General features: G+C 35.9%; 7 protein-coding genes. 6 read left to right on the top strand and 1 reads right to left on the bottom strand.

Going from position 1 to position 12,256, the window contains the following annotated elements:
* Positions 1–256 precede the first annotated feature (256 nt).
* Positions 257–712, top strand: a complete 456-nt coding sequence (gene lysM / locus ACFINZ_RS02860; protein WP_375606145.1) for a peptidoglycan-binding protein LysM — start codon at positions 257–259, stop codon at positions 710–712.
* A gap of 110 nt (positions 713–822) precedes the next feature.
* Here lysM and ACFINZ_RS02855 read toward each other — a convergent pair whose 3' ends face one another.
* Complete coding sequence (locus ACFINZ_RS02855) at positions 823–1,377, bottom strand: copper chaperone PCu(A)C (RefSeq protein ID WP_375633676.1); 555 nt, start codon at positions 1,375–1,377, stop codon at positions 823–825.
* 959 nt (positions 1,378–2,336) lie between these two features.
* On the opposite strand from ACFINZ_RS02855, the gene dnaK reads away from it, so the two are divergent.
* The 5 genes from dnaK (at position 2,337) to lepA (ending at position 12,107) form a co-directional block, all read left to right on the top strand.
* Positions 2,337–4,229: a molecular chaperone DnaK gene (gene dnaK / locus ACFINZ_RS02850; protein ID WP_375633677.1), complete on the top strand. Its 1,893-nt coding sequence runs from the start codon at positions 2,337–2,339 to the stop codon at positions 4,227–4,229.
* Positions 4,230–4,387: 158 nt separating this feature from the next.
* The gene (dnaJ, locus tag ACFINZ_RS02845) at positions 4,388–5,530 is read left to right on the top strand and encodes a molecular chaperone DnaJ (RefSeq protein WP_375611466.1); all 1,143 of its coding nucleotides are present in this window, start codon (positions 4,388–4,390) and stop codon (positions 5,528–5,530) included.
* Positions 5,531–7,260: 1,730 nt separating this feature from the next.
* Positions 7,261–8,166 (top strand): acetylglutamate kinase, encoded by a 906-nt coding sequence (gene argB / locus ACFINZ_RS02840; RefSeq protein WP_375633738.1) that lies wholly within the window; start codon positions 7,261–7,263, stop codon positions 8,164–8,166.
* A 32-nt stretch (positions 8,167–8,198) separates the two neighbouring features.
* Positions 8,199–9,113 (top strand): DMT family transporter, encoded by a 915-nt coding sequence (locus ACFINZ_RS02835; RefSeq protein WP_375617501.1) that lies wholly within the window; start codon positions 8,199–8,201, stop codon positions 9,111–9,113.
* 1,188 nt (positions 9,114–10,301) lie between these two features.
* Complete coding sequence (gene lepA, locus ACFINZ_RS02830; RefSeq protein ID WP_375633739.1) at positions 10,302–12,107, top strand: translation elongation factor 4; 1,806 nt, start codon at positions 10,302–10,304, stop codon at positions 12,105–12,107.
* The last annotated feature ends 149 nt before the right edge of the window (positions 12,108–12,256 follow it).

Below are 12,256 nucleotides of genomic sequence, written 5' to 3'. Positions count from 1 at the left end.
AAAATCTTGTTTTGCTTTCATAATTTATAATGTTTTTACGTCTATTAAGATCCCTTCATTTGAGAGAAAATTTTCATAAAGGCTTTTTTTATCAAGGTTTATTACAAAGTTTATTATTGTATTTGTCTCATAATTGAACAGATGTAGTTTTGATTGTTGAAGTTTAGAAAATCTGCCTATGTGTTTTAAGAGCAAAGAAAAGAATGTGGCAATATATGCACAAAAATTTGTTTCTGCTACACGAAAGGAGGTCGTAATGGGATTTTTTAATTTTATTAAAACTGTAGGGGAAAAATTAGGTATTGGGGACCATGAACCAAAAGAAAAGGATTTTAAGAGAGCATTTGATCATTTTCAACTCGGTACAGAAAAAGTCAATATTCAAGTTGAAGACGGTAAAGCTATTTTAAGCGGTGAAGTTCCAGATAGGGAAACACTTGAAAAAGCACTGCTGGTTGTTGGCAATTCACAAGGTATCTCTTCTGTAGATGTTGATCAATTAAAGGTTATAGATACAACGCCTAGAAAAACTTCTCGCTTTTATGAGGTTAAATCTGGTGATAATCTTTGGAAAATTGCTGAAGAGGTTTATGGAAAAGGGCAAGGTAATAAAAACACATTTATTTTTGAAGCCAATAAGCCAATGCTAAAATCTCCCGATAAAATTTATCCTGGACAAGTTTTACGTATTCCTGAAATTGACCATAGTTAATTCATCAAAGGGGATAATTTTTTACTGATGGCATTAAACAAAAAATAAAGAAGCGTAAAAAATTTCACGCTTCTTCATTTTATAAAGTGTGTATTTATAATAAAAGGAGCTTAGTGAACAGGAGAGGATTTAGAAGGTGATGGTACTTTCATAGCGTTTACAGAGAAATCAACATCAATGGTTCCTGCTTTCTCAAATGTTAATTTTGCGCTAATTTTATCACCTAACTTAAATGGTTGTGAAAGCCCCATGAACATAATATGATCACCGCCAGGCTTAAGCGTGATTTCGCCATTTCCCGGAATTTCAATGCCATTGTGCATTTTTTCCATTTTCATAATATCATTAACGACAGCCATAGAGTGTATCTCTGTTGTTTTTACTCCGTTTGTGGAAATAGAAACCAAACGGTCTGGGGTATTACTGTGATTAATAATGTAGAGATAACCGCTACCAACTCTTATACCTCTAAGTGTTTCGCGTGTCCAAGGATTGAGAATTTCTATGTCGCCAAGTTTATATTGCTGAGCACCTGCTGGCAGGGTTATACCAGCAAAGAGAAGAGCACACACGATATTTATGATAACCTTTTTGTATGGATATTGTGTATGTATTATATTCTTAAAGATGAGATTTGTTATTTTCTTAATAATAGATGTCATCATTGATTTACCCTCCTTCATAAGATTCACACTTTGAATATTTTTTATTTTAGCAGAGCTTTTATTTAAAATAAAAGAAAGAAATGCTAAAATGAAATTGATTTGAATATAAAAATCATAGAATTCTTGAAATTTAAAAGAAGACAGTAAGATTTACAATGACAACACACCTCTTAACGCTTCCGTGTTCATCTCATAAATAGTATTTGCAAATGGTATAAAATCTATGATGCACTACTATTTTACTTAATGAAGATATAATACAGAACAATCATCAACCACTTTACCAATTTTTAATATTATGACAGCTCTTGGCATTTTAAAGCGTTTATACAGAGGTATTTTTAATATTTTCAAAGTTCAAAATTATACAGTTAAGAAAAAACGCTTTAGGTGAATTTAAAGCACAGATTTCAAAAGCCGCAAACAATGAGACCGTTAGAAGGAGAATTTTTGAAAGGAGATCGATAGATAATACCTTTACTGATATGAGCATTAGATATGATGACTATTTTAGTCCAAGGAAAATTTATAATATTTGTGATATAAATTATTCGCCTTTTAAAAAGATTTTACGTGAGTATGATTTTATCAATGATGAGAAGATCAAGAGCGAGAGTGCAATCATTCTTTTATTTTTTAATTTTTATAGAAAGATATATTTTTTAAGAATCGCAAGAAAAATATATTATACTCTCAAGTCTCTCATAAATATGGTATTTATGGGTCATTAGCGTGCCTATTTTAAAATAAATTTTTTATTTTGGAGATGTTTCTCTCATTATTCTCTTGTAGCAATAAAAGCCTGTTCTTATATACGAGGCAGCAAGGCTTGTTGCGACTTGCAGTTTATTATTATTTATGTTGCTTGAAGCAATATACGGGCTTTAGGTGTTATGAGGAGCTATCTTAAAAAGATGCTTTATGAAGGTTGAGGTAGCTTGCTGAATGGAGATTATAATATGGCAAAAGTAATTGGTATTGATTTGGGGACAACGAACTCTTGTGTGGCTGTTATGGATGGCAAAAACGCAAAAGTTATTGAAAACTCAGAAGGAGCGCGAACAACACCTTCCGTTGTTGCCTTTACTGATGGGGGGGAGCGGCTTGTTGGGCAACCTGCTAAACGGCAGGCGGTGACAAATCCTGAAGGGACAGTTTTTGCAGTTAAACGTTTGATAGGGCGCCGTTTTGATGACCCTATGGTTGAAAAAGATAAAGCGCTTGTTCCTTATAAAATTGTTAAAGGTGACAATGGTGATGCATGGGTTGAAGAGGCGGGAAAGAAATATTCTCCGTCACAAATTTCAGCTATGATTTTGCAAAAGATGAAGGAAACAGCAGAATCTTATCTTGGTGAAAAAGTTGAACAAGCCGTTATTACGGTTCCTGCTTATTTTAATGATGCGCAACGTCAAGCCACGAAAGACGCAGGTAAAATTGCTGGACTTGAAGTTTTACGGATTATTAATGAGCCAACTGCTGCTGCTTTAGCTTATGGTTTGGACAAAAAGGACGGAAAAACAATTGCTGTTTACGACCTTGGTGGTGGTACATTTGATATTTCAGTCCTTGAAATTGGAGATGGCGTTTTTGAGGTTAAGTCAACCAATGGGGATACATTTTTAGGGGGTGAAGACTTTGACATGCGCTTGGTTGGTTATTTTGCCGATGAATTCAAAAAAGAGCAAGGAATTGATCTGAAAAATGATAAACTCGCTTTACAGCGCTTAAAAGAAGCGGCAGAAAAAGCAAAGATTGAGCTTTCTTCATCACAGCAAACAGAAATTAATTTACCATTTATCACGGCAGATCAATCAGGTCCCAAGCACTTAACAATGAAATTGACTCGGGCAAAATTTGAATCTCTCGTTGACGATTTAGTGCAGCGTACCATCGAACCTTGTAAAGCTGCGTTGAAAGATGCTGGATTAAAGGCCGGTGAGATTGACGAAGTTGTTTTAGTGGGTGGAATGACACGTATGCCCAAGATTCAGCAAGTTGTGCAGAGCTTCTTTGGTAAGGATCCACACAAAGGCGTTAACCCTGATGAAGTGGTCGCAATGGGTGCTGCCATCCAAGGAGGTGTATTGCAAGGCGATGTCAAAGATGTGTTGTTGCTAGATGTAACACCTTTATCTTTGGGTATTGAAACCTTGGGTGGGGTTTTCACACGCCTTATTGAGCGCAATACCACTATCCCGACGAAAAAATCGCAAGTTTTTTCGACAGCTGATGATAACCAGAGTGCTGTAACGATTCGTGTTTTCCAAGGTGAACGGGAAATGGCAAGTGATAATAAGTTATTGGCTCAATTTGATCTTGTTGGTATTCCTCCAGCACCACGTGGTATACCTCAAATTGAAGTTACTTTTGATATCGATGCGAATGGTATTGTTAATGTTTCGGCCAAAGATAAGGGAACAGGTAAAGAGCATCAAATTCGTATTCAGGCATCAGGTGGTTTAAGTGATGCTGATATTGAAAAAATGGTAAAGGATGCAGAAGAGCACGCGGCTGAGGATAAAAAACGCCGTGAAGGTGTTGAAGCTAGAAATCAAGCGGAGGCTCTTATTCATTCAACTAAAAAGTCGCTCAATGAATATGGCGATAAAGTATCAGCTGAAGAAAAGGGACAGATTGAAACAGCAATATCTGATTTGAAATCTGCGCTTGAAGGCAGTGATACGGAAGAAGTAACAACAAAGATGCAAAAATTAGCAGAAGTCAGTATGAAACTTGGACAGGCTATGTACGAAGCCTCACAAGCAGCGAGCGCTGACACTGAAACAGAGGCAAAGAATGATGATGTTGTTGATGCTGATTTTGAAGAAGTTAATGATAAGAAGAAATAGTGTCAGCATATGTGTTGATTAATTGATAAACCCGGCCTTTGAAATATAAGGCGGGGCTTTATTATTTGAGATAAGTTGCAACTTTGTTGCTAAAAATATAAATTAAAAGCAATATTATCCATAAAGATGGATGACAGAAAAATTATCAGGAATACATGATGAAGGTTGACTATTATGAAATTCTTGGCGTGACTCGCGAATGTGATGATAAAAAGTTGAAATCTGCTTTTCGTAAGTTAGCAATGCAATATCATCCTGATCGCAACGCGGGGGATAAAGAGGCAGAGCGAAAATTCAAAGAAATTGGCGAAGCCTATGAAGTTCTTAAAGATCCCCAGAAGCGTGCTGCTTATGATCGATTTGGCCATGCGGCCTTTGAAAATAGCGGTGGTCAAGGGGGAGCAAATCCCTTTGGTGGTTTTGCTGCTGGTGGTGGATTTGCGGATATTTTCGAAGACTTTTTTGGTGAGATTATGGGAGGGACACACCGTAAGCGTGGTGATAGTCGCGAACGTGGCGCAGATTTGAGTTATAATATGGAAGTGACTTTAGAAGAGGCATTTTCAGGAAAAACTGCAGAAATTAATATTCCCAGTTCCGTTACGTGTGATGTTTGTGAAGGATCAGGAGCGAGAAAAGGCTCTAAGCCGCAAGTTTGTGGAACATGTCATGGATCTGGTCGTGTGCGTGCTGCACAGGGTTTCTTTTCTATTGAGCGGACATGTCCTACATGTCATGGACGTGGTGAAACTATTACGGATCCATGCCCCAAATGTCAGGGGACACGGCGTATAGAGAAAAAACGTTCATTAAGCGTAAATGTTCCAGCTGGTATTGAAGATGGAACGCGTATTCGCCTTTCTGGTGAGGGTGATGCTGGTATTCGTGGTGGCCCCAATGGTGATCTTTATATTTTCCTTTCCATTAAACCGCATGAGTTTTTTCAGCGAGAAGGAGCAGATCTTCACTGTCGCGTTCCTATTTCAATGGTAACAGCTGCTTTAGGAGGAGAGTTTGAAGTTTCCGACCTTGATGGTGTTAAAGCACGCGTTAAGATTCCAGAAGGGACACAAAATGGACGTCAATTCCGCCTTAGAGGCAAAGGTATGCCTATGTTGCGCCGTCAGCAAGCAAGGGGTGATCTTTACATCCATATCACGATTGAGACACCGCAGAAATTAACACAAGAACAACGTGAATTGTTGCAAAAATTTGAGAAACTCTCAAATCATGAAAATTCACCGCAATCACATGGTTTTTTTTCACGTATGAAAGAATTTTTTGAAAATATTTCTGGTTAAAATATGTGAATGTTCTCAGAATAATTAGAGAGAACTGTGGGAAAGTTATTTTCATTAAGCTTTCTATTGTCTCATTATCTTTGAAAAGCATTTTTTCTTGAAAAGAAAAGAGAGAGACAGCTAATTTAGGATAAACTCCTGCTGCTGATAGTTTTTATATTTCATGAATTTTATGGATAAGTCTTATTTTTGAGTGTCTATGACATTTTAAAAAGGGCTTATCCATATAAGAACGCAATTGAGTGATTGATAATAAATATTGCCAGTGTCATGATAACTGCCTTTATGCATTCAGTATTTTTTGTGTTTATTTTTTCACTCAAAATTTCTTTTTAAAGGCTCTATAATAAAACTATAAAATAGGTAGCGGCTTGCCAAGAAACGCTAAATAAGCTGTTAGGCAATCCATCTTTTTCAAATAAAGTATCAACTTCTTATAACCGATTTTATTTTTGGCATTTTTCATAGTTTTAATCACTGCTTCCTTTAAAATAAGGGTTATTTTATTCGGAATAGCTTTTACATGCCTCATCTTAGCTTTTAGCAGTAATCATGTCTTTTTAGATGCGGATTTAGTTTTGTATTTCTGATGTCATAAATAGTTCTTCCAGATAATAAAAAACGCTATAATCAAGTTTATTTTGTTCCAAAGAAATTGTGGAATGAGATAATGTGTGTTGAATGCTAAAGAAGACATAACAAAACAAGTTTTGAGGTATTCGATGTATCTCTCTTGTGGGGAAACAGATTCGATGGAATTCACTTAATTGAATTTATTGGCATAATAAAAAGTTGGTGGGAAGATAGAGGAAGTTACCTTTAAAAAGAAAAAATAAATACAATAAAAAATAGCACAATATGCTTAGAAAACAGCACGATATATTGTTGAAATTGATTAGTGATATGGAAAGGGAAATTTACGAAATGAATCTTTTTTCATAAAATAACATAATTAAAAGAATTAAAAATTCTAAAAAACATTGAATAATTCAAGCATGTATCGCTATGCAGAAAGAAAAACTTAATGACAGATCATGAAAAATGAGAAGTTTTATAAAACCTTACGAAGAGAGTAATCTAAACAATTAAATGCTTTTACGAAAATGCTTCTGAAGAGCTACTCGCAATAAAATCAAAATATATGATAATTTTGCAAAGCCTTTTTTCAATTTTACGATATAAAAAGATAAATTATTATTATAAATCAATTTATTATAATTCTCCATGAGGAGCGTTCAGTTGACATTTCCTCATGTTTAATGATTGAGAAAAAGTCAAATTTTTAAAACCAAAGTTATAGTTTATTGAGATAAGCTATAAAGCGGTTGAGTGATTTCTTATCTTGGGAATATGTTAATTTTATTATGATAAGAAACTTTATTTTTATCTTACAAAATCAATGGTTGTATATATTCCTATTCATTGTTAAGTATCCATAGGGATAAACTAATGAGTTGAATGTACGGCTTAGCTTCAAAATTTTGCTTTTCAATTTTATATATAAGATCATAAAATAATGACATTTTTTTACGTCTATTTTGTTTAATTTTTCGCTGTCAATTTTTAAAGGAAGTATTTTGTATTTCATTTCGTTATTCCTTTTTCGTAATTTAGAGGAAAATTGACGATTTTCAGGGGAGGGGGTGGATAGAGTAAAGTTTGGTTTTATTGTTTTCACTTTTCCTAAATTTCATTAAGAGATGGTAAAAAGTGATGAGGAGGCTCTATTGATGGATGATGCTAAAAACGGTGATGTAGATGTTTTGGAAAAACAAGCAGCATTTTTATCGTCTGCTTTACCTTATATGCAAAAATATGAAAATGAAACGGTCGTGGTAAAATATGGCGGCCATGCTATGGGTGATCCTGATTTGGGGCGAGCATTTGCGCGTGATATTGCTCTATTAAAGCAATCGGGAATTAATCCTGTTGTTGTTCATGGTGGTGGGCCTCAAATTGCTGAAATTTTAATGAAAATGGGGATTGAATCGCGATTTGAAAACGGACTACGGGTAACCGATGAGCGGATCGTTGAAGTGGTTGAAATGGTTTTAGCGGGTTCCATAAATAAAGAAATTGTTGCTCTCATCAATGCTGAGGGTGAATGGGCAATAGGATTATGCGGCAAGGATGGCAATATGGTTTTTGCCGAAAAGGCTTATAAAACTGTCATTGATCCTGATTCGCATATTGAACGTGTTTTAGATTTGGGGTTTGTTGGTGAGCCTGTTGAAGTTGATCGCACATTGCTAGATCTTTTAGCATCTTCTGAAATGATACCAGTTCTTGCTCCTGTAGCTCCAGGACGCGATGGTAAAACTTATAATATCAATGCTGATATTTTTGCTGGAGCTATTGCTGGTGCATTAGAGGCTAAACGCCTTTTATTTCTCACTGATGTTCCTGGTGTTTTGGATAAACAGGGTAAACTTTTAAAAGAATTGACAGTTTCTGAAGCTGAAAAATTTATTAAAAATGGGACAATTTCAGGAGGTATGATTCCAAAAGTAGAGACTTGTATAAAAGCCCTTCAAAATGGTGTGGAAGGTGTTGTCATTTTAAATGGTAAAACTCCTCATTCTGTTTTACTAGAGCTGTTTACCGAACAGGGAGTTGGAACGCTTATTGTTTCATAAATTGTGGGGAAAATTGGAAGAGAAAGTTTTTCATGGTGAATCTAAAACAGTTTAAATATCCTTTATTAAGTAAGCCAGAATTGGCAATATTTACTGCGACAATATTGTGGGGCATTACATTTTTAGTCATTCACATTGCGGTACGCTATAGTGGTCCTCTGTTTTTTGTTGGATTTCGTTTTATTGTTGCATCTCTTATATGTGGGGTAATTTTTTGGCGCTCTATAAAAGGTATAACTGTTTATGAAGTTTTCGCTGGGATGGCGATAGGTTTAGCCATGTTTTTTGGTTATGCTTTTCAAGCAGCTGGACTTCAAACAATTATTAGTAGTCAGTCAGCTTTTATCACAGCGCTTTATGTACCGATGGTTCCAATCTTGCAATGGATTGTTTTTAAAAAACCTCCCCGTTTAGCTTGTTGGATTGGTATTATTTTCGCTTTTATTGGGCTTGTATTGATTTCAGGACAAAAGCCGGGAAATTTTGATTTTTCAAAAGGCGAAATTTTAACTTTGTTAGGCGCTTTAGCGATTGCTGGAGAAGTCATACTCATCGGAATTTTTGCGAACAAGGTTGATAGTCGGCGTGTAACCATTATTCAGTTATTTTTTAGTGGTTTTTTTTCATTTGCTTGTATGCCTTTGATGGGTGAAAGCATTCCTGAATTTTCGTGGGTGTGGTTTAATATTGGTATAGGATTGGCATTAATGAGTGCCATTATTCAATTAGCTATGAATTGGGCACAAAAGTCTATTTCCCCTACGCGTGCGACACTCATTTACGCAGGTGAACCAGTATGGGCTGGTATTGTTGGGCGTTTGGCTGGAGAACATTTATCTCCCTTAGCTTTATTAGGCGGTTTGCTTATTCTGATTGGGATCATTGTGGCTGAATTACAACCTTCACAATGGCGTAAAAAAAATAAAGCAATTAAAAAAATTGATTAGCTATACATTTTTTTATTATGATTTTATTGCATGAGATTTTTTCTTGTAGAGTTTTCATTTTTAAGGCTTTTTTAATATTAAGATGATTAAGAAGTTCTATAAGTTATTCCAGCTTTTGCATGCCAAATTGGAGAAATAGTATGCTTCTATCTGTTTGCCTAACTTCTGAAACGGGCAGACAACCTTTATTGAGCCAAAGCATGAGGTGATATAAAGGTAAAAATTAACGCCTATATTTAAATTCGGCTTTACAACTTTCAAAAACATCTACGGTAATGTTTTTGAATAATGAAAACTATGCACTGTCGCACGTTATTTCTTTTGTCCTTTAATAGAGTTACGCTTCTCACGCAAAATAGAACGTCCAAAGTACCCCATAACGTTGTACATTAAATCGTTTTTTAAAAGATAATTTTCTCAATATACATCATATTCATTGACGGTCCACATGAAGTATAGAAAAACCACAGAGCATCATTATAAATCAATGCGTTATCCAATGAATCAAAGAGGATTGGTGTGTTTTATCTTTAATAGAGGAAGGAAGGAGTTATATAAAAACATCACTCAATAGAGCATATTTCTAAAGTTTTAAAAATTGAGAAGAAACTCCCTCGATATTCATGTTATCTTATATAAGATTGCTAAAAAATAAGATTATTGCATACAAATAAAAAAGCATTTCTTGCGAATTTATTGCAAGCCTAAATGATATACACGCCCATCATATAAATATGATAATACATTGATTTATAATTATAATATATCATTATTCACATTGAGTTAGAACCCTGAATACTGTAAAACTTTCTCACTTCAAATCATTTTCATGTTAAATCAATCCAAATCACTTGCTTACACATCACAAGTGGGTGGGGGGCATGTGGGTAAAGACTGTACAAGAAAGGCATATCTCTTATAAACTTTTTCAAGTGTAAAGGATCGTCGTAATATTGGAGGTTGGCAAAGTGTGTGATGGTGCCAGCTTACTACAGCATATGAGTTATCAAATAAGATGTGAAAGGATCATTTTAGCACCCTTGGATTTAATTTAGCAAACAAAAGCCTCATTTTTTAGGCTATAAAAAGTTGTGTTTTGAGAAGCTTTTTAGGTTTATATTCTTTTGATAGAAGCCGGAGCATAATTGGTCTTTGCGTTTTGTATTATTCTTTGCTAAATCGCCTTATATGACAATAGATCGTAATTATATTCGTAATTTTTCCATCGTGGCGCATATTGATCACGGCAAATCCACTTTAGCTGATCGTTTGATTCAAATAACAGGTGGGCTTGATACACGTGAGATGAAAGAACAAGTACTCGATTCCATGGATATTGAGCGTGAACGTGGAATTACTATTAAAGCACAGACGGTACGTTTACACTATAAAGCAAAGAATGGTGAAACCTATATTTTAAATCTTATGGATACACCTGGTCATGTGGATTTTGCTTATGAGGTTTCGCGTTCATTGGCAGCTTGTGAAGGTTCTCTGTTGGTGGTGGATGCAAGCCAAGGCGTAGAGGCGCAGACGTTAGCAAATGTTTATCAAGCCATTGATAATTCCCATGAGTTGGTTGTTGTTCTCAATAAAGTTGATCTTCCAGCAGCAGAACCTGAGCGTGTTAAAGAACAAATTGAAGATGTGATAGGCATTGATACATCTCAAGCAGTAGAAATATCAGCAAAAACAGGTTTGGGTGTTCCTGATGTTCTAGAGGCAATTGTTGCACAATTACCACCTCCACATACAGGCGATGTTGCAAATCCCTTGAAAGCAATGTTGGTTGATAGCTGGTATGACGCCTATCTTGGTGTCATTGTTTTGGTACGGGTGATAGATGGTATTTTAAAAAAAGGACAAACCATTCGTATGATGGGTACAGGAGCAAAATATCCAGTTGAGCGCGTTGGGGTTTTTACACCTAAAATGGTACAGGTTGATGAATTAGGACCAGGCGAGATTGGTTTTATCACTGCTTCTATCAAAGAGGTAGCAGATACACGGGTTGGGGATACGATTACTGAAGAGCGTCGTCCTTGTGAAAATGCTTTGCCTGGTTTTAAGCCGGCGCAACCTGTTGTCTTTTGTGGACTTTTTCCAATTGATGCTGCCGATTTTGATGATTTGCGTGCAGCCATGGGCAAATTACGCTTAAATGATGCGAGTTTTTCTTTTGAAATGGAAACGTCTGCGGCTTTGGGGTTTGGTTTTCGCTGTGGTTTTTTGGGACTTCTGCATCTTGAAATTATTCAAGAGCGATTAGAGCGTGAGTTTAATTTGGATTTAATTGCGACAGCACCTTCAGTTGTTTATCGCATGAATATGAATGATGGTTCTGTTAAAGAGTTGCACAATCCAGCGGATATGCCTGATGTGGTTAAAATTTCTTCCATAGAAGAACCATGGATTCGAGCGACAATCATGACTCCTGATAATTATCTTGGGTCAATTTTAGAGCTATGCCAAGAGCGGCGTGGGGTACAGGTTGGTTTGTCCTATGTTGGAACCCGTGCTATGGTAACGTATGATTTACCACTGAATGAAGTTGTTTTTGATTTTTATGATCGGCTAAAATCGATTTCAAAGGGTTATGCTTCTTTTGATTATCAAATGACAGATTATGCAGAAGGTGATTTAGTTAAAATGTCTATTTTGGTGAATGGAGAGCCTATTGATGCATTATCGATGCTTGTTCACCGCACGATTGCAGAAAAGCGCGGGCGTTCAATGTGTGAAAAACTGAAAGATCTTATTCCTCAGCATATGTTTCAGATTCCAGTTCAAGCGGCTATTGGTGGTAAAGTTATAGCGCGCGAAACGATTCGTGCTTTGCGTAAAGATGTAACAGCGAAATGTTACGGGGGTGATGTTACGCGTAAGCGCAAACTTTTGGAAAAGCAAAAAGAAGGCAAAAAGCGGCTGCGCCAATTTGGAAAAGTAGAAATTCCACAATCGGCATTTATTCAAGCGCTCAAAATGAACAAATAATGAAAAAAGGGTATTTTCTCTCATTGATTGCGCTTTTGCTTTTGTCGATTGGTTCAGGTGTTTAAAGGATACTTTAAATAGAATTGCGCCGTGCTTCATGTTTTTGTGTATTGCGTAATGGTGTCACTTTCTCACGTAAAACAGAATGC

This window comes from Bartonella sp. AA81SXKL (assembly GCF_042196945.1).
Classification (GTDB): domain Bacteria; phylum Pseudomonadota; class Alphaproteobacteria; order Rhizobiales; family Rhizobiaceae; genus Bartonella.
Note: the sequence above shows the minus strand (reverse complement) of the source record. Positions and strands in the feature narration are given on the sequence as shown.

Coding starts and splice junctions, on each gene's coding strand:
- dnaJ (WP_375611466.1), top strand. CDS start 4,388: ATGAAGGTTGACTATTATGAAATTCTTGGCGTGACTCGCGAATGTGAT.
- argB (WP_375633738.1), top strand. CDS start 7,261: ATGGATGATGCTAAAAACGGTGATGTAGATGTTTTGGAAAAACAAGCA.
- ACFINZ_RS02855 (WP_375633676.1), bottom strand. CDS start 1,377: ATGATGACATCTATTATTAAGAAAATAACAAATCTCATCTTTAAGAAT.
- ACFINZ_RS02835 (WP_375617501.1), top strand. CDS start 8,199: ATGGTGAATCTAAAACAGTTTAAATATCCTTTATTAAGTAAGCCAGAA.
- dnaK (WP_375633677.1), top strand. CDS start 2,337: ATGGCAAAAGTAATTGGTATTGATTTGGGGACAACGAACTCTTGTGTG.
- lepA (WP_375633739.1), top strand. CDS start 10,302: ATGACAATAGATCGTAATTATATTCGTAATTTTTCCATCGTGGCGCAT.
- lysM (WP_375606145.1), top strand. CDS start 257: ATGGGATTTTTTAATTTTATTAAAACTGTAGGGGAAAAATTAGGTATT.